The organism is Agromyces atrinae (genome assembly GCF_013407835.1).
In the GTDB taxonomy this organism is placed as follows: domain Bacteria; phylum Actinomycetota; class Actinomycetes; order Actinomycetales; family Microbacteriaceae; genus Agromyces; species Agromyces atrinae.
In genome coordinates this window covers 2,488,653-2,508,683 of sequence record NZ_JACCBI010000001.1, presented here as the reverse complement: position 1 = coordinate 2,508,683, position 20,031 = coordinate 2,488,653, and the positions used below count along the sequence as shown (strand labels likewise).

Here is a 20,031-nt window from a genome sequence, read left to right as displayed (position 1 = left end):
CCTACCGCCGCAGTTCGAACGTCGTCGCGCCGACCTTGATGGTCGCCCCGAGATCGATCGGGGTCGGCACGGTCACGCGCGAGCCGCTGAGGGTGGTTCCATTCGTCGAATCGAGGTCCTGGATCATCCAGCGACCGTTCCAGAGCATGAGGCGAGCGTGGTGCGTCGACGTGTAGTCGTCGCGGATGATGATGGCCGAGTCGCTCGAACGGCCGATCGTGATCTCGTCGGTGCCGAGAGGGAACTCGCTCCCGGCCTTCGCGCCCGAGGTGATGACGAGGACGCGGGCCGTCTCGTTCGTGGCCGGGCCGACGTTCGACCCGCCAGCCGAGCCGCCCGTGCTCGCGGCCGCGACGGGCGACGACGCCGCGCCCGCCGCAGCGGGGACGGGGGTGTCGATGCGCGGGGACTTCGCCGCGGCGTCCGCCGGCTGGAGCTTGCGGACGCGCTGACCGAAGAGGTCGCTGCGGAGCGCATAGACGATGACGAAGATGAAGACCCAGAGCAGCAGGAGGAAGCCGAACTGGAGGGCGACGAGGGTGAGTTCACTGGGCGTGTTCACTGCGCGGGCCCCCAGAATCCGCCCATGTCGTGGCGCTCGGTCGCGGGCTCGGTGCGCGACGGGCTCGGTGCGCTCGCCTGAGCGAGGACGCGGAAGACGATGCGGGTGCGACCGATCGTGATGACCGAGTCGGGTTCGAGGATCGACTCCTTGACGGGCTGACCGTCGAGCTGGGTGCCGTTCGTCGAGCCGAGGTCGCGCACGCGCGCCCGGCGGCCGTCCCACTGCACCTCGACGTGCTTGCGGCTCGTACCCGTGTCGTCCACGGTGATGTCGGCGTCGCTGCCGCGACCGATGACGGTGCGCCCCTTGAGGATCGGGTGGCGTGCGCCGTTGATCTCGAGGACCGGGGTCCAGGCGACGTCGCCCTTCACGTTGGCCGAGTCGACCTGCAGCATGCCCTCGCTGAGGCTCTCGTCGGCGCGCAGCGTGATCGAGATACCGCCCGCGAACTGGAAGTGCTGGCTCGCCGCGTGCTTCTGCACGAGATCGGTCAGCTCGTCGACGAGGGTCGGGCCGAGCGCGCTCATGCGCGAGTAGTCGGCGGGGCTCATGCGCACCGTGAACGTGTTCGGCACGAGAACGCGGTCGCGTGAGACGACGGCTGCTTTCGTATCGATCTCACGCTTCAGGGCAGACGTGATCTCGACCGGTTGCAGGCCGGACTTGAAGGTCTTCGCGAAGGCGCCGTTGACGGCGCGCTCGAGACCTTTCTCGAAGTTGTCCAGTAGGCCCACGGGTCTCCCGATCCGGTTTCGTGACTGAGTGCATGCTAGTCGGAACTGCTGTGAAGGCGTCCGAAGGCCCGGATCAGTCGCCTGTCAGGGCCGCATCCGGGGCGTCGAGGTCGAGCGCGATCGTCGGGATCGACGCCGTGAGGAGCGTGCCGTCGGCACGACGAGTGCCGCGGATGTCGCGCATCGTCGGTGCTCCCTCGAGGCGCGGGCCGCGCGGGTCGAGCTCGACCGTGACGGGCTTGCCGTTCGCGACGTAGAGCTCGAGTCCGCGCACCGAGACGTGCACCGACTCGCCCTCCTCGATCGTGAAGACGATGGATGACGGCGTGAGGTCGACGCGCACACGGGAGTCGCGGATCGTCAGACGGAAGGTGAGGTGCTCCCAGCCATCCGGAAGGCGCGGATCGAACGTGTAGGTGCCGCGATGGTCGCGGAAACCACCGAAGCCGTAGACGATCGCCTGCCACACGCCACCGGTCGACGCGACGTGCACGCCGTCGGCGGCGTTGTGGTGCAGATCGGCGAGGTCGACGAAGAGCGCCGAGCGGAAGTACTTGAGCGCGAGCGCGTGGTACCCGACCTCGGCCGCGATGATCGACTGCACGACGGCCGACAGGGTCGAGTCGCCCGTCGTCAGCGGGTCGTAGTAGTCGAAGTTCGCGAGCTTCTCCTCGGGCGTGAACTGATCGCCCTGGAGGAACAGTCCGAGCACGACATCCGCCTGCTTCAAGACCTGGAAGCGGTAGATGACGAGCGGGTGGAAGTGCAGGAGGAGCGGGCGATTGCCGGGCGGGGTGTTCTCGAGGTCCCAGATCTCCTTCTCGAGGAAGGCCGAGTCCTGCGGGTGCACACCGAGCTGCTCGTCGAACGGGATGTGCATGTGCTTCGCGGCCCGACGCCACTCGTCGACCTCGTCGGGAGCGAGAGAGAGTCGCGCGGCGAGCCGGGCGTGCGCGGCGGGGTCTCCGGAGTGGAGCTCGTCGACGGCATCCGCCGCATCGCGCAGGTTCGCCCGCGCCATGACGTTCGTGTACAGGTTGTCGTTGACGACCGTCGTGTACTCGTCGGGGCCGGTGACGCCGTGGATGTGGAAGACGTCTTCGCCGTTCTCGCGCCAGAAGCCGAGGTCGGCCCACATGCGCGCCGTCTCGACGAGGATGTCGACGGCGCCGCGAGCGAGGAAGTCGACGTCGCCCGAGGCGGCGATGTACTGGCTCAGCGCGAAGGAGATGTCGGCGTCGATGTGGTATTGCGCGGTGCCCGCGGCGTAGTACGCCGAGCTCTCGTGACCGTTGATCGTGCGCCACGGGAAGAGCGCGCCGCGCTGGTTGAGCTCGACGGCGCGCGCACGAGCGTGATCGAGCATCTTCTCGCGGAACCGCAGCACGTTGCGGGCGACGACGGGTGCCGTGTACGTGAGGAACGGGAGGACGTAGACCTCGCTGTCCCAGAAGTAGTGACCTCCGTAGCCCGAGCCCGACACGCCCTTCGCCGCGACGCCGCCACCGTCGGTGCGCGCACTCGCCTGGGCGAGCTGGAAGAGGTTCCACCGGGTCGCCTGCTGGATCGGCGCCTGACCCGAGATGACGACGTCGGAACGCGTCCAGAAGTCATCCAGCCACTCGCGCTGCTGCGCGAGGATCCCTTCGGCACCGAGCTCGCGGCCGCGAGCGAGCGTGCGCTCGCAGCGGTCGGCGAGTTCGCGCACGGGCACGGATGACGCCGTGTGATAGCTCACGACCTTCGAGAGCTTGATGGGAACACCCTGCTGGCCCTCGACGCGGTAGACGATCTTCGCGAGGTCGTCTTCGACCGTCGGGTTCGACGACCAGGGGCTCTCGGTCTCGAGACGGTGATCCGCGCCCGCGACGATCGACATGCCCGAGTTCGTGGTACGGAAGCCGAGGAGCATGCGGCCCTCGCGCTCGCGCTGCAGGCGCGGCTGGAGCACGCGCTCGATGAACTGCTCGGCCTTGCGGGGGTCGAAGCCGGCCGACTCCTCCTGCACCTTCGACCGGTACTCGTCGCGGCCGTCCTGGCGGTTGAGGATCTGGCTCGAGATGAGGATCGCCGCATCGGAATCGAGGAGCGTGACCTCGTAGTCGATGAAGGCGAGGTGACGGTCGGTGAACGACGTCAGGCGGCGCGACGTGATGAGCACGCGCTTGCCCGACGGTGTGCGCCACTGCATCGTGCGCGTCAGCACGCCCTCGCGGAAGTCGAGGCGACGCTCGTACGAGAGCAGGTCGGCCTCGGTGAGCACGAGCGGCTCGTCGTCGACATAGAGACGGATGACCTTGGCATCGGGGGCATTGACGATCGTCTGACCGACGCGCGCGAAGCCGAACGCCTCTTCGGCGTGACGGATCGGCCAGGTCTCGTGGAATCCGTTGATGAACGTTCCGTGAACATGCCCGTCGCGGCCCTCTTCGACGTTGCCGCGGAGGCCGAGGTAGCCGTTGCCGACCGCGAAGAGCGTCTCGGTCGTGCCGAAGTCGGAGGCCTCGAATTCGGTCTCGACGAGCGCCCATTCATCGATGGGGAAGCGTGTGCGGTCGAGGGGATCGTCGCCGACGAACCTCATACGGGTTCTCCGTTCTGCGGGAGGAGGGGGATCAACTCATCGAGCTCGTCGACCACGAGGTCGGCACCGAGACGGTCGAGAGTATCGCGACCGACGCCGCGATCGACACCGATGACGACTCCGAAGTCGCCGGCTGCGCCGGCTTCGACTCCGGATTCGGCGTCTTCGATGACGGCTGACTGTTGCGTGGGAATTCCCAGAACGGATGCCGCGTGCTCGTATGTCGCGGGGGAGGGCTTGCCCGGAATGCCGAGATCGGTGGCCACCTGGCCGTCGATGACGACGGTGAAACGGTCGGCGAGGCCGGCGGCGCGCAGTACGAGAGGAGCGTTCTTCGAGCTCGAGACGACGGCGACGGCATCCCCTCGTCTCTGCACCTCGTCGAGGAACGCGACGCTCGCGGGGTAGGCGACGACGCCCTCGGACGCGAGGGTCTCGTTGAACGCGGCGTTCTTGCGGTTTCCGAGGCCCGCGACCGTCGGGGCGTCGGGGGAGTCGCTCGCATCGCCGTCGGGCAGCGTGATTCCGCGGCTCTCGAGCAGGGAGCGCACGCCGTCGTAGCGCGGTTTGCCGTCAATGTAGGCGAAGTAGTCGTCGTCGCTGTAGGGCAGCGCGCCGTGCTCCTCCAAGAAGGGGGTGAAGAGTCTCGACCAGGCCCGCATGTGTACCTCGGCCGTCGGCGTCAGAACGCCGTCGAGGTCGAACAGCCAGGCTCGAATGCCGGCCAGGGGGGTTGTCGTGTCATCGTTCGTCGCCACGTGGTGCCTCTCATTTCGGTGGGGAGCGCCTGCGAACGGCCGTTGTCCGGACTCCACGATGCTACGGGGTGAAGGTGTCAGGGTCGAGACGAAGGTGTTGCGTTGCCTCGAATGGCGACGGGACGCGCGAGGTGTTAGTCTCGCTGAGTTGGAGCGCCTCCGGGCGTCCACGCGTGCGCGAGTGGCGGAATTGGCAGACGCGCTGGCTTCAGGTGCCAGTACTCGCAAGGGTGTGGGGGTTCAAGTCCCCCCTCGCGCACCACAGGTGGTTCAGGGAATCATCGCTTCTTCGGTCGAGTGATCGCTATGCCGCCGACCTGCAGGTCGATCGAGAGCCCCGGTGCGTCGTCGGGCGTGGTCGGCCAGACATCCATCGCCTCACGGTGCTTGAGCACGACCGCGGTCTGCGCCGTCGGAGTCTCGCGCCAGTCGACCTTCTGCAGGCCGAAGCCCTTCCAATCACGTTCGACGATGCGCTCGTCGAGGCGGAGAGCCGGGCCGTCGGATGCCATGTGCGGCGAGACGCCGGTGCCGGCGACGAGGGCGTCGGCACGCCCCCACGCGTCGGCGGGAACTCGACCGAGAAGAGTGGCGAGAAGGTCGAGGCGCGCATCGACGGCCGCGACGTCGAGCGATTCGGCGCCGTAGGTGAGGATGACGCCGTCACGGATGACGACCGGAGTGCGTTCGGGTGCCGTCTCGAGTGCCGCGACGAAGCCCGGCGTCAGCAGATCGCGAGCGAAGTCCGGGATGAACCCCTCGACACTCCACCGCTCGCTGGGCCCGGCGGGGGAGCGGTCGAGCGGCGGGAGGCGCACGCCGGCGTCGGCGCGATCGGGCAGAGTGGCGTCGCCGAATCGGATCTCGGGCAGCGACTGGGGCAGTCGCAGCCAGACGAGGTTCGTCTCGACGCGGCGACCCAGCGGAGTTCCGGTGTTCGTGGTCGTGAACTCGTAGCCGACGAGCCGTGCGGCGGTCGCGGCGTAGCCGTGTGCGGTGCCGGAGGCCACTTCGCTCATGCCGGTGGGCCAGATCGCCCGGTGCCCGCGGCGCGCCCTCATCGCAGCCTCGCTGATCTCCATGTCGGGCGGAGGCGCGGCATCCTCCCACCGCCAGCCGCGGGCGACGAAGGTCTCACGCGTCGACTGCCGCTCGCGGGCCTGCGCGGCGCGGCGCCTCTTTCCGAACAGCATGCGGTCAGCCTAGCCAGCGGCGGAGTCGGCCCGGCGGTGTACCGGGCCGACTCACGATCACCGCCCGAGCGCCGCGTCGAGCGCCCGGTCGAGGTCTTCGAGGGCGGTGAGTTCGAGCCGTTCGTCGTTCACGAAGAACGTCGGCGTGCCGCGGACGCCGAGCGCGACCCCGTCGTCGAGGTCGGAACGCACCCGCGCGAGTGTCGTCGGATCCGCGATGGCCTCGTCATAGGCATCCATGTCGAGGCCGAGCTCGACGGCGAACGAGCGGAAGAGCGGGGCTTCCGACTCCTGCTTCTCGCCCCACTCGATCTGCGTCTCGAACATGCGCGAGTACATCGGCTCGAGCTGGCCCTGTCGTGCCGCCGCTTCGACGGCAACCGCGGCGTTCTCGGAGTTCTTGTGGCCCGGCAACGGGAAGTAACGGATCGCGAAGGTGACGTCGCCCGCGTACTTCTCGCGAAGCTGCTCGATGTAGGGGTAGGTCGCGCCGCACGCCTCGCACTCGAAGTCGAGGAACTCGACGAGCGTGACGTCGGCCGTTCCCGGCTCGCCGAGGATGCGCGTGTCGGCGCGAACCGTCGGCGCCGGGTCGGCCTCGGCCGACTCCTCGGTGGGTGAGCTCGGTCGCAGCGCGAGCACGACGATCACGGCGACGATGATGAAAGCCGCGATCGCGCCGAGGTTGATCCAGAGCACGCGACGGCTCTTCCTCTGCTCGCCGGACGGGGTGGGACGGGTCGTGCGTGTGTTCATGGGGAGGTTCCGTTCTCTCTGCCGACATCGACGGTCGGCCCTGCAGGGGTGTCAGACGATCGCGGGCGGGCCCGCGACGCCTCACACCCGCAGGATGCAGAGAGCGGAGAAGACGACCGTCGACCGAGGGGGTCGGCGGGAGGGAAGAAGAGAGACGGATGACGCGGCGAGGAGTTCTCCGAGGGCTCGCGCCGGGTGTCGCCTCATGACGAGCAGCACGAGCAGCACGGCGAGAGCGCATGCGGCTCCGAGCGTGAGGCACAGGGCGGCGGTCTCGCTGAAGGGGAGAGGAGTGTCGCCCGTCGCGACCACGGGATCGGCGACGAGTTCCGAGCTCACGGCGGCGACCGGGTGGTGTTCACCGGAATTCGCGTGAGCGAGCAGGAGGGCGCACGACGCCCCGACCACGAGGATGACCGCGATGACCACGGTGAGGAACCGGCGGTGTGCCGGAATCGTCTCCCTCGGGGTCATACGTGCATTGTGCCAGGCCGAACCGCGCGCTGACGGTGTGCGCCTCCCGCACCCTCACGCCAGATCGGTGATGACCACCCGGGCGACCGACGGATCCTTGAGCGACGCGTAGCCCTCGTTGACCTCGGAGAGTGAGATCTCTTTCGAGACGAGGGAGTCGAGCTCGAAGCGGCCCTCGAGGTAGAGGCGCGCATAGAGAGGGATGTCGCGCTTCGCGGTCGTGCCTCCCATGTAGACGCCTTCGACGCGCCGCTTCATCGAGAGCAGTTCGACCGGTGAGACGGTGAGGGTCGCCGTCGGGTCGAGCACTCCGATGAGGTAGAGGCCGCCGCCGGGGGCGACCATCTGCAGCGCCTGCTGCGTCACGGGGCCGAGCCCGACGAAGTCGAAGACGGCGTCCGCCCCGACGCCGGTGATGGCGAGCACCGCCGCGACCGGATCCTCGGTGGCGGAATTGATGACGTGCGTCGCGCCAAAGGAGCGTGCTCGCTCGAGCTTCTCGTCGGCGATGTCGATCGCGATGATCGTCGCGACGCCCGCGGTCACAGCACCGTTGAGGGCGTTGAGACCCACACCGCCCGTGCCGATGATGACGACGGTGTCGGAGGCCTGTGCGTCGGCGATGTTGAGCACCGCACCGGCACCCGTGACGACTCCGCAGCCGAGGAGCGCCGCTTGCGGCCACGGCACCTCGTCGGGCACGACGGCGAGCTGGTGCTCGTGCACGAGCACCTGCTGCGCGAATCCGCCGAGCCCCATGCCCTGGGCCACGGCGACACCGTTCTCTGAGAGACGAGGCGCCTCGTCGCTGCTCCGCTCGGTGAACGACGGGTTCAGGCAGAGCGTCTGCTTGCCCTCGAGGCAGCGGCGACACGTGCCGCAGTACTGAACGAGACACCCGACGACATGGTCGCCGACCGAGACCTGCGTGACGTCGGGTCCGACGGCCGAGACGACGCCGGCGACCTCGTGGCCGAGCACCATGGGCGGGTTGTAGCCGAGGGGATGCGTGGCGGCGAGCTCGTCGGAGTGGCAGAGGCCCGAGGCTCGCACGTCGACGAGCACCTCCCTCCCGACGGGCGCGTCGATGTCGATGTCGGCGACGGAGAAACCGCCCCCGAACTCGCGGACGATGGATGCCTTCATGGCGTTCCCTTTCTCGTGTTCCTCGGGTCGTCTACGTCGACGACCCGTTCGGGTGCTCATGCATCCAGGTGGGCATGAGCGCGTAGAGGTGCTGGGCGATCGTCTCCGGGTCGGCATCGACCCGATCGAGCACCCAGTCCGACAGCAGATGGATGACGGCCCCGGCGACATAGCGAGAGACGAGGTCGACGTCGAGACCGTCGGGGGCTCCGACGACGTCGATGTGCACCGCAATGGGCACACGCATGGCATCGCGCATCGCGGTCATGAGCCCGTCTCCGGGAAGTCGGAACGCGGCGCGGTAGAGGGCGCGATCACCGTCGACGTGCGCGACGAGACGGGTCTGCGCGGAGCGCATCGCGCGGTGCGGATCCTGCAGGCGCTCCTCGGCCGCCGTCTGGGCGATCTCGTCGATGACGGGCTCGATCATGCGGAGTGCGAGCTCACCGACATCCGCGAAGTGCGTGTAGAAGACGGACCGGCTCACGCCCGCCTGCCGCACGAGTGCGCTGACCGAGACGTCGTCGCCCGTCGCGCTGAGTGCCTCGGCGGCCTCGAACAGTCGCTGGCGCGTGCGCTCGGCCCGCGGATCGGAGGAGTCGCGGAGTGCTCGGCGAACGTCGTCCGATACTCCCGCGACGTCGCTCACACGACCGAGCCTAGATCACTTCTGGACACCTGTCCATGAGTGTGTCCAGTGGCGCGCCGCGACCCGGGCATACAGTGAGACCGTGATTCCGTGGCACGAGGGTGGACCGCCCGTCGATGACGACGCACTCCGATCGGTCGAGCTGAGACTCGGTATGGTCCTGCCTGCGGCACTGCGAGACTTCTACCTCCGGCACAACGGCGGGTGGGCGGATGACGACGAGATCCATCCCCTCGGAGTGCACGGCTACTTCCCGATCGATGACAGCGACACGTCCGTCGTCGGCATGGCCATCGCGCTGTCCGCGCAGTCCGACCGTCTCGCCGGCTCGATCCCCTTCGCCTACGACGCCGGCGGGAACACCTACCTCGTTCCCGGAGCCCTCGTTCCCGGAACGGGCAGCGGGGCAGAGAGCGACGGGCGAGTGAGGGTCTGGCTGCAGGATGACGACGAGGTCGTGCTCCTCGACAACGCGCTGGAGGACTTCCTGCCTCGGGAGTGATCGCGCCCCGCGAGCCGGAGTGATCACGCGAAACGCGACCGTCACAGCTGTCTGCGAGGATGGAGCCATGCGGCGTTCGAGAGCTCCTCAGATCCTCCGGGGTCTGGTTGCCGCGTCGTTCGCGACATTCGTCGCCCTCTTCTCGCACGTGGCCGCGGGCGGTGCCCCGCCCTCGATCCTGGGAATCGGCGCGCCGCTCCTGCTGTCGTTCGCGGCGTGCGCCCTGCTCGCCGGTCGGCGTCTCTCGCTCGTGCGCCTCACGATCTCGGTGGGCGTCAGCCAGTTCCTCTTCCACTCGCTCTTCGGTCTCGGAGTACCCGCCGCTCTGCCGACGGGCCATGCACACCACGCCGCCGATACCGTCGCAACCCTCGCCGCCCCCGCGTCGCACGCCGCGCACTCGGGTGCCTCCATGTGGGTCGCGCACCTCATCGCCGGCGCGATCACGATCGCTGCCCTGTACTTCGCCGAGTCGATCCTCACGGCGCTCGCCGAAGCGCGCCGCTTCGTCGTCCGCCGCGTCGCGGCCGCCCTCACGCTTCCCGTCGTCGTGCGGCCCGCTGCGCCCCGACCGGCATCCGTCATCGCATCGACGGTACCCACGAAGCTCTCCGTCTTCCCCGCGACGTTCGCCCACCGCGGGCCGCCTCTCCTTCCCGCCTCCTAGCTCTTCGACGCGCGCACCGGCCTCTCAGCCGTGCGCACGCGTCGACCGCTCTCGGCGGTGAGCGCGGGCTGCGTCGGCGATCGCTGACGTTCCGCGCGTCGACCCGTCGCGTTCGGCAGCGCTCGCGCTGCCCGGGAAGGAACCACGCTCGTGGTCGCACCCTCGCCGACAGGCGACAGAACCGATGACACCCTCCGCACCACTCCGCTGATCCAGCCGCTGCGCCCCGTCGCGGTCACGCTCGTGCTCTGCGTGCCCCTCGCCGTGGGAGCGACGATCGCCGGACTCGCCTTCACCGGAGTCCTCGACGAGCGCCTGCTCGTCGACCCCGGCCCCCTCGTCACGCGCGGTCTGCCGATCGCCCGCACCCTGCACGACCTGTCGGCATCGCTGACGATCGGGCTGCTCATCGCCGCGACGTTCCTGCTGCCCGGTCAGAAGATCGTGCCGGGTCTCGCCTCGTTCTCACAGGCGAAGGCCGTGCGCTGGGCGACGTGGTCGGCCAGCGCCTGGCTGGCCGCGGCCATCAGCGTGCTCGTGCTCACCGCAGCCAACTCGATCGGCGTGCCGTTCACCTCGCCGATCTTCGCCACGCAGTTCGTCTTCTTCACGACCGATCTCGAACTCGGACAGACGCTGCTCGCCTCGATCGTCTGCATCGCGGTGGCCCTCGTGATGATCGCCGTCACCCGCCGCCTCGGATGGGTCGCCGCGGCGACCGCTCTCTCGGTGTTCGCGCTCCTGCCGCTCTCGCTCTCGGGCCATGCCGCGGGATCCGACGAGCATGCGAACGCCGTCAACAGCCTCGCCATGCACCTCGTCGGTGTCACCGCCTGGATGGGCGGCCTCGTCGCCGTCATCCTGCTGCGTCGCACGGTCGGTGATCACCTCGGCGTCGTCGCCGCACGCTATTCGACGCTCGCGGGCTGGGCGTTCGCCGCGGTCGCCTTCTCGGGAATCGTGAACGCGTCGCTCCGGCTCGCCTCCCCGGCCGACCTGCTCGAGCCCTACGGGCTCCTCCTCGTGGCCAAGACCGTCGCGCTCGTCGCCCTCGGCATCGCCGGAGCGATCCACCGCCGCCGCCTGCTGCCCGCGTTGCTGGCCGAACCGCGCAGCCGGACGCCGTTCGTGCGGCTGGCCGTTGGCGAGGTCGTCGTGATGGCGGTCGCGATGGGGCTCTCGGTCGCGCTCTCGCGCAGTTCGCCTCCTGTCTCGCAGGAGCCGCTCATCGGTGATGCCCGGCATTCGCTCCTCGGGTTTCCCTACCCGCCCGAGCTCGAGGGTCTGCGCCTGCTCACCGAGTGGCACATCGACTGGGTGTGGGCGGCCGCGGCCGTCGTCGGTGCCGCCCTGTACGTGAGCGCCGTGCTGAAGCTGCGCCGCCGCGGCGACCGCTGGCCCGTCGGTCGCACCATCGCGTGGGTCGCGGGCTGCGCGGCACTGCTCTACACGACGAGCGGCGGCCCGGGCGTCTACGGGCAGGTGCACTTCAGCACGCACATGCTCCAGCACATGCTGCTCATGATGGTCGTGCCGCCGCTGCTCGTACTCGGTGGCCCGGTGCTGCTCGCTCTGCGCACCCTTCCGGTGCGGGATGACGGCGGCCGAGGTCTTCGCGAGTGGATCCTCACACTCGTGCACTCGCGCTACCTCGGGCTGCTCTCGCGTCCGGCCGTCGCGGCGGTCATCTTCGCGGGGAGTCTCGTCGTCTTCTACTACACGGGCTGGTTCGAGTGGGCGATGTACAGCCACCAGGGGCACGTGCTCATGACCGTGCACTTCCTTGCGAGCGGCTACCTCTTCTTCTGGGTGCTCATCGGCGTCGACCCGGGCCCGGCGCGAACGAACCACGCGTTCCGACTCCTGATCCTGCTGGCCACTCTCGCGTTCCACGCGTTCTTCGGGCTCGCGATCATGTCGCAGTCGACGGTGCTCGCCGAATCGTGGTGGATCGCCATGGGCTACACCGACACCGATGCGCTGCTCGCCGACCAGGGCGTCGGCGGTGGAATCGCGTGGAGCGTGGGCGAGGTTCCCGCCGTGCTCGTCGCAATGATCGTCGTCACCCAGTGGATGCGGAGCGACGAGCGCGCTGCGAAGCGCTACGACCGCCGGGCCGACCGCGACGGAGAAGCCGAGCTCGACGCCTATAACTCCGGGCTCGCCCGGCTCAATCGCCGAACGAAGGACACACCATGACGAAACGAATCCTCCGCAGGTCGGGCGGCGCCCTCGCCGTCTCGCTCCTGCTCGCCGCAGCGCTGAGCGTCGGGGTCGCGACTCCGGCGTTCGCCCACGACCAGCTGCTCGACAGTTCGCCCGCCGTCGACGAGAACCTCGACGCGGCTCCCGCCGACGTCGCGCTCACGTTCTCGGACGACGTACTGACGATCGGTGCGCTCGTGCTCGTGGTGGATGACGCGGGCAACGACTGGGTGAGCGGCGAGACGCGACTCGACGGCGATGTGGTCACGGCACCCCTCGCCACGGGCGCTCCCGACGGCGTCTACGAAGTGCGCTGGCGCGTCGTGTCGGCCGACGGTCATCCGATCAGCGGTGTCATCCCCTTCTCGATCGGCGACGTCGCGCCGGCGCCCGTCGCTACGGCGGAGCCGAGCCCCGCCGCAGCCGACGAAGCCGCACCCGACGAATCCGCCTCCGACGATTCGTTCGCCGTGCTCCGCCCCGTGCTCCTCGGTCTCGGCGGCGCCGCGCTCGCACTCGGTGTGTGGTGGGCGCTCGCGCGCGTCATCCGTCGCCGTCCCCGTTCCTGAATCACCGCACCATCCCTACAGAAAGGCACCACTCATGAATGCACGTCTCCGCCTCACCGCAGCCCTCTCCGGCGGCATCCTCGCCCTCGCGCTCGCCGGGTGCTCGTCGCCCGAGCCGGCTTCGGTGTCGACGACGACCGCCGCCGAGGCGGTCACCATCGACGACGCGTGGGTGAAGACCGCCGAGTCGGGCATGTCGGCCGCGTTCGGCGAGATCGAGAACACGGGCGACGCTGACATCACGGTCGTCTCGGCGACGTCGGCCGCCTCGCCGATGCTCGAACTGCACGAGACCGTCGAGAACGAATCGGGCGAGATGGTCATGCGCGAGAAGACGGGAGGCTTCACGATCGCCGCGGGCGAGATCCTCGAGCTCACGCCGGGTGGCAACCACATCATGCTCATGGGCCTCGAGGCTCCCGTCGTGGCCGGTGACGAGGTCGCGTTCACCCTCACCTTCGACGACGGATCGACCTTCGAGTTCACCGCTCCCGCGAAGGACTACTCGGGCGCGAACGAGAACTACGTCGGCGACGGCGAGATGGACATGGACATGGGCGGCGAGGGCGAATGACCGACCCTCAAGCCGAACAGCCCGCTGCCGGTGGGCTGACCCGGCGACGGCTCCTCTTCGGAGGTGCCGTCGCCGGCCTCGGCGCCGCAGCGGCGATCGGGGCGGATGCCGTTCTCGCGCGCCCCCGAGCGGATGACGCGGTCGCCGAACCGCTCAACGGCTCCCTCACGGTGCCCTTCTACGGCGCTCACCAGGCGGGTGTGACCGTCGCCCCGCAGGCGCACACGACACTCATCGCGCTCGATCTGCACCCCGACACCGACCGCGACGCGATCCGGCGCATGCTGCGCGTGCTGACCGATGACGCCGCGCGCCTGACCCAGGGTGTCGCCGCGCTCGCCGACTCCGAGCCCGAGCTCGCCGTCGTGCCGGCCCGGCTCACCGTCACGGTCGGGTTCGGTGCCGAGCTCGTCTCGCGCGCCGCGGGCACTGAGGCGCGCCCCGCGTGGCTCGGCGCCCTCCCCGCGTTCGGCATCGATCGGCTCGAGGATGCCTGGAGCGGAGGCGACCTGCTCCTCCAGGTCGCCGCCGACGACGCCTTCACCGTGGCGCATGCCGTGCGCATGCTGCTGAAAGACACGCGGAGCTTCGCCGCCGTGCGGTGGACGCAGACGGGGTTCCGGCGCGCGTACGGGTCGGAGAACAACGGCACCACGATGCGCAACCTCTTCGGTCAGGTCGACGGAACCGTGAATCCTGCGCCGAGCGATGACGACTTCGGCGACCTGGTGTGGTGCCGCGAGGGATGGCTCGCGGGCGGCACGAGTGTCGTCGTCCGCCGCATCCACATGGACCTCGACAAGTGGGACCGACTCGACCGCGGCGGCCGGGAGCAGTCGGTCGGCCGATACCTCTCGAACGGGGCTCCGCTCACGGGCACGGCCGAGCACGACGAGCCCGACTTCGAGGCGACGACGGCGATCGGCTTCCCTGTCATCCCCGAGTTCTCGCACGTTCGCCGGTCGCGGTCGGAGAACACCGCCGAGCGCATCTACCGCCGGGGGTACAACTACGACGACGCGCCGACGGGCGGTGGCATCTCGAATTCGGGGCTTCTCTTCGTCTCGCACCAAGCCGATGTGACGCGTCAGTTCGTGCCGATCCAGAAGCGCCTCGACGAGCTCGACCTCCTCAACGAATGGACCGTGCCGATCGGTTCGGCCGTCTTCGCTCTCCCGCCCGGGTGCGCCGAGGGCGGCTACATCGGCGACACCCTGCTCTGACCCCTCACCTCGATCGGAACCCCATGACCTCGACGCTCGACAAACCGGCTCCCGCGCCGATCCCTCCCGTGAACCGGAAGGGCTGGATGGCGCAACTGCTGCTCCGCCTGCACTTCTACGCCGCGATCCTCGTCGGCCCGTTCATCCTCGTCGCCGCGACGAGCGGCGCGCTCTACGCGCTCGCTCCGCAGATCGAGCAGGTCGTCTACGCCGACGAGCTCCGCGCGCCCGTCGCCGACACCTCCCTGCCTCTCGCCGACCAGATCGCGGCGGCCGACGCCTACGTCGGCGAGGGCGAGACGATCGCCGCCGTGCGGCCGGCGCCGAACCCCGGCGACACGACGCGTGTGATGTACGCCGACGCGTCGCTCGGCGAGAGCGAGACCCGCGCAGTGTTCGTCGACCCGGCGACCGCCGATATCCGGGGCGAGCTCACGGCGTACGGCACGAGCGGCGCACTGCCGCTGCGCACGTGGATCAGCCAGTTGCACCGCAACCTGCACCTCGGTGAGGTCGGCCGGCTGTACAGCGAGCTCGCGGCATCCTGGCTCGGCGTCATCACCCTCGCGGGAGTCGCGCTCTGGGTCGTGCGTGTGCGGAAGTCGCGCGCGAAGAAGGACTTCGTGCGTCCGAACCGCACCGCGAAGGGATACCGCGCGATACTCAGCTGGCACACGTCGACGGGCATCTGGCTCGCGATCGGGGCACTCTTCCTCGCCGCGACGGGCATCACGTGGTCGGCGTACGGCGGCACGAACGTCGCCGATCTGCGGGCCGCGGCGAACTGGTCGACACCGTCTCTCAACACCGACCTGTCGGGAGGTGCTGAGGTCGCCCACGACGATCACGCGCACCACGGCGGCTCGGGCGGAGGGGAGTCGACCACGGGCGACGTGAGCCCGGCGGCGTTCGATTCGGTGCTGTCGATCGCTGAGGAGGTCAACGTCAACACCGGTCTCGTCGAGATCCGCCCGCCCGCGGGTGCCGAGACGGCGTGGGTCGTGCAAGAGATCCAGCGCAGTTTCCCGACCGAGGTCGACGCCGTCGCGATCGACGGTCAGACGCTCGAGGTCACCGACCGCGTCGACTTCGCCGACTACCCGTTCGCGGCGAAGCTCGCGCGCTGGGGCATCGACACGCACCAGGGAACGATGTTCGGGCTGCCCAACCAGATCGGGCTCTTCATCACGGCGCTCGGGATCGTCGCGATGGTCGTGTGGGGCTACGTCATGTGGTGGCAGCGTCGGCCTACACGCGAGCCGCGCGCGATCGTCGGCCGGGCACCGGCCCGCGGGGCGATCGCTCGCGCACCGTGGTGGGGAACGGCCTCCGTGCTCGTCGTGGCCGTCGCGATCGGCGTGTTCCTGCCGCTCCTCGGCTGGAGCCTCGCGGCATTCGTCGCGGTCGACCTCGTGCTCGGTGCCGTGCAGCGCCGACGGGCAGGGGTGCGATCGCGATGACGCCCCCAGGGCAGGACGACGCGCTTCGCGTGCTCGGCTCGGGTTCGTCCCGGTCGGCGGCGGAGCGCGTCGTCCTGCTCGCCGGGTGGCGCCTCGACCGGCATGCGGCGGTCATCGTCGAGGTGCAGGGCGAAGCGGATGACGCGCGCTGGGTCATCCGCGGGGCTTCGTACGCCCTCGGGATGACGGGCGCGGGCCTCGACTCGCTCGAGCGGTTACTGCGTGCTCTCGGCAGGCAGCCGGAAGGCGAATCGATCGGCGGGTGACCAGATGTGCTCGTCGTCGCAGGCGTAGCCGCGCAACCACGACTGCCCATCGACGACGCGCAGGTAGAAGCCACGCGGGTAGTCGACGTCGTCGCTCAGGGCTCGGGTCGCGACGGTGAGGGATCCGGTGGGTGCGCGGCCTGAACTGAGCACCGAGTCGGGTGCCGATTGCTGCTCATCCATTGCGAGACGCAGGTACGGGCCCGTGGTGGGAGGGCAGAGCGCGAGGCCCTGTGCCTCGGCGGCCGCGAGGATGCGGGAGAGCGGAGCGCCCTCCGCGAAACCGAGGTCGCCCACGGAGCGCTCGACGATCGAGACGACCTCCGGCTCGGTCACGCCGTCGAACTCCGGCGCCGCGAGAAGCGTCTCGGCGTGCGCGTTGAGGAGGATGCCGCGCGAGCGCAGCTCAGCCGAGAGCTCTGTTCGTGGAAGTCCGCCGACCCGGAGGGTGACGCTCAACCCGCGGCGGTCGTGACGAGCGCGCGGAGCTTCTTCTCGACGGCCTCGTCGATCTCGAGCACCGCGAACGACGTCGGCCAGAAGACGCCGTCGTCGAGCAGGGCGTCTTCGTTGAAGCCGATCGATCCGTAGCGGGTGTCGAACTTCGAGGCCGGCTGGTAGAAGACGACGACCTTGCCGTCGCGCGCGTACGAGGGGAATCCGTACCAGGTCTTCGGGTCGAGGTGCGGTGCCTCTTCGGTGACGATCGCGTGCAGACGCTCGGCGATCTGACGGTCGGCGCCCTCGAGCGCGGCGATGGCCTCGACGCACGCCTCGGCTTCACGCTTCTTCTTGGCCGACCCCGTGCCGCCCTTGCCCTGTGCGCGCAGCTCGGCCGCGCGCTGCTTCATCGCCGCGCGTTCGGCGTCGGTGAAGCCGCTCTCTTCGGTGTCGTTCGAAGCCATTGCCGGGGTCCTTTCGCGGGGTGGATGCGGGTGTGTCGCGAGAGTAGCACCGTGGGGTCACGCGGTCATGCCTGAGGCTCTGCGGACGACACCGCCCAGCTCGCCAGCACCTTCAATCGGTCCTCGTTCGGGGTGCCGGGCTCGGCCGTGTAGACGTTGAGGGTGCGGGCAGCGTTGCTCGGGTCGCCGAGCTCGGCGGTGCGGTACGTCAGCTCGATGAAGCCGACGATGGGGTGCTGCAGCGGCTTGATCCCTTCGTGTCGCGTGCGTACGTCATGCGCGGCCCACAGCGTCGTGAACTCCCGGCTGTGAGTCGAGAGTTCGCCGATGAGTTCGCGCAGCGCGCGGTCAGCGGGGCGTCGCCCGGCCTCGCCGCGCAAGAGCGCGACGGTCGCCGAGGCTCCGCCCTCCCAGTCGACGAAGAAGTCGCGCGCGACCGGGTCGAGGAAGTGGAAGCGAGCGAAGTTCGCTTGGCCGCCGACGGCGGTCGGGCTCTCGAACATGGGGGCGTGAAGCGCCCGCGCGAGGTGGTTCGTCGCGATGACGTCGAGCCGCCCGTTGCGGAGGAATGCCGCCGACATCGTGATCGAGTCCATGAGCCACTGCACGGGCGAGTCGATGCTCCGTTCCTTCGGCGGAGCTGCCGGGCGGAGGGTCGGGCGCGCGGCCTTCGCGAGATCGAAGAGGTAGTCGCGCTCGTCGTCGCTCAGTCGCAGCGCGCGGGCCACGGCGCCGAGCACGTCCTCCGACACCCCTGAGATGTGCCCCTTCTCGAGCCGGGTGTACCACTCGGTGCTGACGCCCGAGAGCACCGCGACTTCTTCCCGACGAAGCCCCGGCACACGACGGCGGCTCCCCGCGGGCAGACCAACCGCCTCAGGGCTGAGGCGCGCTCGCCGGGTGGCGAGGAAGTCGCGGATGTCGTCGCGATTGTCAGCCGGAGTGTCCATGAGTTTCACGCTAGACCCGCCCGGCGCGCGAAGAGGGGGTGAGTCTCTCCCCCCGATAGACGGGACCTCCCGCCCGCGAGCGACTGCGGCTGTGATGGATGACGGCCCAATCGACATCCGCGCGTGAAGGAGTCTCATGACGACGCATACGACCGACGCTCCGGTTCCTGTTTCGGCCGGCACCCCCGCCCGTTTGCCGCTCGTCGTCTTCGTGCTCGCCGCGGGCACCTTCCTCATGCTCACGACGGAGTTCGTCATCGCCGGCATCCTGCCCCAGGTCGCTGGCGACCTCGGGCTCTCGCTCGCCGAGGCGGGTTCGCTCATCACCGTTTTCGCCGCGGGCATGATCGTCGGAGCACCGACGATGGCGTTGCTCACGATGCGCATGTCGAAGAAGCTCACACTCGTTCTCGCGCTCGTGGTGTTCGTCGTCGGCCACGTCGTCGTCGCGCTGAGCGCTGATCTCACGGTCCTCCTGATCGCCCGGTTTGTCACAGCTGTCGCGACCGGGGCGTTCTGGGCCGTCGCCGCGGTCGTCGCGACGCGTGCCGCCGGCCCCGCCCTCGGCTCGCGCGCCATGGGAATCGTGAGTGCGGGTGGTGCGCTCGCGACGGTCATCGGAGTTCCGATCGGTGCCTTCATCGCCCAGATGTCGGGGTGGCGCAGTACCTTCTGGGTGCTCGGGGCGGCCGCCGTCGTCGCGGTCGTACTCGTCGCCCGCCTGGTGCCCGGCGACGACACGACTGCCGCTGCGAGCACCGTGCGTGCGCAACTCGCCGGTCTGCGGTCAGGTCGCCTGTGGCTCGCCCTGCTCGCGTGCGCGACGACGACGGGTGGCGTTCTCGCCGCCTACTCGTTCATCGCGCCGATCTTGACCGAGCAGGCTGGCGTGCCTGTCGCTCTCGTGCCTCTCGTCTTGACCGGGTTCGGGGTCGGCTCGTTCGTCGGTGCGATCCTCGGCGGTCGCTTCGGCGACGCGCACCCCGGCGTCGTGACGATCCTCGTGCCCGCAGTGACCGCGGTCGTGCTCGTCGCGATCAGTCTCTCGGTCGGGGCGCCGTGGCTCATGACGGCACTCGTCGTCGTACTCGGTCTCTTCGGACTCAGCGCGAACGGCGTGCTCATCCTGCTCGCCGTGCGCTTCTCGGGAGAGGCCGCCACGCTCGGCTCCGCTCTCGCCGTCTCGGCGTTCAACGCCGGTACCGCGATCGGCACGACCGTCGCGGGCGTGGCACTCGCCACTCCGCTCGGCCTTCAGGGGCCTGCGATGATCGGCGCCGCCATCGTCACGACGACCCTCATCCCGACGATCATCTCGCGCGCCTTCGCCGAACAACATCTGATGTTTAAACGCCTGGGAATTCAGGCAGAGGATGCCGGCCGCTAGGAGCCTGCGCGGGTGAGCGTGCCGATGCGCGAGCCGTCGGTATCGAACACGGCGAGTGCATCTCCGTCGACGCTCGCAGTCGAGATATCACGCAGCCAGGTGTCGACGCCCACACAAGCTTTGAGTGTGCTGAAGCCGAGTTCGACGGTGATCGTGCCGTCGGAATCGGTATAGGTTCCGCCGATACCGTTGCAGCCGTCCGAACCGGACAGGGTGCCGTCCTCAAGAAATTCCAGGTAGGGCGAGCCTTTTGTGTCCTCGCCCCACATTCCGACGGGGCTGCCGCCGGTCTCGGAGTCACCGCCTCCCGCACTGGGCGTCGCGCATCCGGCAAGGAGGAGGGCTCCCGCAATAGCGAGAGGGGCAATAAGTCGATTCATACGCATAGGACTCCTTGACTGTTGTATTACGCACGAAGTTCGCACGTCGTTCACATTGATTTGCCAGATAGGCGTCACTCGTTC

22 protein-coding genes and 1 tRNA gene are annotated in these 20,031 nt (G+C 69.2%); 10 read left to right on the top strand and 13 right to left on the bottom strand.

Annotated features, from left to right (window positions below; translation table 11 throughout):
* Position 1: 1 nt before the first annotated feature.
* The 4 genes from BJ972_RS11675 to BJ972_RS11660 form a co-directional block, all read right to left on the bottom strand.
* Positions 2-562, bottom strand: a complete 561-nt coding sequence (locus tag BJ972_RS11675; RefSeq protein ID WP_129172283.1) for an FHA domain-containing protein FhaB/FipA — start codon at positions 560-562, stop codon at positions 2-4.
* Positions 559-1,299, bottom strand: coding sequence for an FHA domain-containing protein (locus tag BJ972_RS11670; RefSeq protein WP_129172284.1), 741 nt, complete (start codon positions 1,297-1,299; stop codon positions 559-561). Before BJ972_RS11670 ends, BJ972_RS11675 begins: the two co-directional genes overlap by 4 nt.
* Positions 1,300-1,372: 73 nt before the next feature.
* Complete coding sequence (locus BJ972_RS11665) at positions 1,373-3,883, bottom strand: glycoside hydrolase family 65 protein (RefSeq protein ID WP_129172285.1); 2,511 nt, start codon at positions 3,881-3,883, stop codon at positions 1,373-1,375.
* Positions 3,880-4,641: an HAD family hydrolase gene (locus tag BJ972_RS11660; RefSeq protein ID WP_129172286.1), complete on the bottom strand. Its 762-nt coding sequence runs from the start codon at positions 4,639-4,641 to the stop codon at positions 3,880-3,882. The genes BJ972_RS11665 and BJ972_RS11660 overlap by 4 nt, the downstream gene beginning before the upstream one ends.
* Positions 4,642-4,816: 175 nt before the next feature.
* Between BJ972_RS11660 and BJ972_RS11655 the strand changes: the two genes are divergently transcribed.
* Positions 4,817-4,903 (top strand) — tRNA-Leu (locus BJ972_RS11655).
* 16 nt (positions 4,904-4,919) lie between these two features.
* Here BJ972_RS11655 and BJ972_RS11650 read toward each other — a convergent pair.
* The 5 genes from BJ972_RS11650 to BJ972_RS17715 all read right to left on the bottom strand — a co-directional run bounded on the left by BJ972_RS11650 (position 4,920) and on the right by BJ972_RS17715 (position 8,859).
* Entirely contained in the window at positions 4,920-5,834 is a 915-nt protein-coding gene (locus tag BJ972_RS11650) for a hypothetical protein (RefSeq protein WP_129172287.1), read from the bottom strand.
* Between the two features lie 57 nt (positions 5,835-5,891).
* A complete protein-coding gene (locus tag BJ972_RS11645; protein WP_129172288.1) occupies positions 5,892-6,590 on the bottom strand; it encodes a DsbA family protein in 699 nt (232 codons plus the stop codon).
* Between the two features lie 81 nt (positions 6,591-6,671).
* Positions 6,672-7,064, bottom strand: coding sequence for a hypothetical protein (locus BJ972_RS11640; RefSeq protein ID WP_129172289.1), 393 nt, complete (start codon positions 7,062-7,064; stop codon positions 6,672-6,674).
* Between the two features lie 54 nt (positions 7,065-7,118).
* Positions 7,119-8,210: a zinc-binding dehydrogenase gene (locus BJ972_RS11635; protein ID WP_129172290.1), complete on the bottom strand. Its 1,092-nt coding sequence runs from the start codon at positions 8,208-8,210 to the stop codon at positions 7,119-7,121.
* 31 nt (positions 8,211-8,241) lie between these two features.
* Entirely contained in the window at positions 8,242-8,859 is a 618-nt protein-coding gene (locus BJ972_RS17715; protein WP_129172291.1) for a TetR/AcrR family transcriptional regulator, read from the bottom strand.
* Between the two features lie 82 nt (positions 8,860-8,941).
* On the opposite strand from BJ972_RS17715, the gene BJ972_RS11625 reads away from it, so the two are divergent.
* From BJ972_RS11625 to BJ972_RS11590, 8 genes are all read left to right on the top strand, one after another.
* Positions 8,942-9,361: an SMI1/KNR4 family protein gene (locus BJ972_RS11625; RefSeq protein WP_129172292.1), complete on the top strand. Its 420-nt coding sequence runs from the start codon at positions 8,942-8,944 to the stop codon at positions 9,359-9,361.
* 67 nt (positions 9,362-9,428) lie between these two features.
* Positions 9,429-10,028 carry a hypothetical protein gene (locus BJ972_RS11620; protein WP_129172293.1) on the top strand — a complete coding sequence of 200 codons (600 nt, stop codon included), beginning with the start codon at positions 9,429-9,431 and terminating at the stop codon, positions 10,026-10,028.
* Between the two features lie 150 nt (positions 10,029-10,178).
* Complete coding sequence (locus tag BJ972_RS11615) at positions 10,179-12,227, top strand: bifunctional copper resistance protein CopD/cytochrome c oxidase assembly protein (RefSeq protein ID WP_129172294.1); 2,049 nt, start codon at positions 10,179-10,181, stop codon at positions 12,225-12,227.
* Positions 12,224-12,802 (top strand): copper resistance CopC family protein, encoded by a 579-nt coding sequence (locus BJ972_RS11610; RefSeq protein ID WP_241830685.1) that lies wholly within the window; start codon positions 12,224-12,226, stop codon positions 12,800-12,802. Before BJ972_RS11615 ends, BJ972_RS11610 begins: the two co-directional genes overlap by 4 nt.
* 34 nt (positions 12,803-12,836) lie before the next feature.
* Complete coding sequence (locus tag BJ972_RS11605; RefSeq protein WP_129172295.1) at positions 12,837-13,376, top strand: copper chaperone PCu(A)C; 540 nt, start codon at positions 12,837-12,839, stop codon at positions 13,374-13,376.
* Complete coding sequence (locus BJ972_RS11600; RefSeq protein ID WP_129172296.1) at positions 13,373-14,599, top strand: Dyp-type peroxidase; 1,227 nt, start codon at positions 13,373-13,375, stop codon at positions 14,597-14,599. Before BJ972_RS11605 ends, BJ972_RS11600 begins: the two co-directional genes overlap by 4 nt.
* 23 nt (positions 14,600-14,622) lie before the next feature.
* A complete protein-coding gene (locus BJ972_RS11595; RefSeq protein ID WP_129172297.1) occupies positions 14,623-16,059 on the top strand; it encodes a PepSY-associated TM helix domain-containing protein in 1,437 nt (478 codons plus the stop codon).
* Positions 16,056-16,325, top strand: coding sequence for a hypothetical protein (locus BJ972_RS11590; protein ID WP_129172298.1), 270 nt, complete (start codon positions 16,056-16,058; stop codon positions 16,323-16,325). Before BJ972_RS11595 ends, BJ972_RS11590 begins: the two co-directional genes overlap by 4 nt.
* Here BJ972_RS11590 and BJ972_RS11585 read toward each other — a convergent pair.
* From BJ972_RS11585 to BJ972_RS11575, 3 genes are all read right to left on the bottom strand, one after another.
* Positions 16,275-16,784, bottom strand: a complete 510-nt coding sequence (locus BJ972_RS11585) for a hypothetical protein (RefSeq protein ID WP_129172299.1) — start codon at positions 16,782-16,784, stop codon at positions 16,275-16,277. The genes BJ972_RS11590 and BJ972_RS11585 overlap by 51 nt on opposite strands.
* Positions 16,781-17,230, bottom strand: a complete 450-nt coding sequence (locus BJ972_RS11580) for an iron chaperone (RefSeq protein WP_129172300.1) — start codon at positions 17,228-17,230, stop codon at positions 16,781-16,783. The genes BJ972_RS11585 and BJ972_RS11580 overlap by 4 nt, the downstream gene beginning before the upstream one ends.
* 65 nt (positions 17,231-17,295) lie before the next feature.
* Positions 17,296-18,180, bottom strand: coding sequence for a helix-turn-helix transcriptional regulator (locus BJ972_RS11575; protein WP_129172301.1), 885 nt, complete (start codon positions 18,178-18,180; stop codon positions 17,296-17,298).
* A gap of 136 nt (positions 18,181-18,316) precedes the next feature.
* Between BJ972_RS11575 and BJ972_RS11570 the strand changes: the two genes are divergently transcribed.
* Complete coding sequence (locus BJ972_RS11570) at positions 18,317-19,567, top strand: MFS transporter (RefSeq protein ID WP_129172302.1); 1,251 nt, start codon at positions 18,317-18,319, stop codon at positions 19,565-19,567.
* On the opposite strand, the gene BJ972_RS11565 is transcribed toward BJ972_RS11570, so the two are convergent.
* Positions 19,564-19,947, bottom strand: coding sequence for an META domain-containing protein (locus tag BJ972_RS11565; protein ID WP_129172303.1), 384 nt, complete (start codon positions 19,945-19,947; stop codon positions 19,564-19,566). The two genes, BJ972_RS11570 and BJ972_RS11565, sit on opposite strands and share 4 nt — an antisense overlap.
* Between the last annotated feature and the right edge of the window lie 84 nt (positions 19,948-20,031).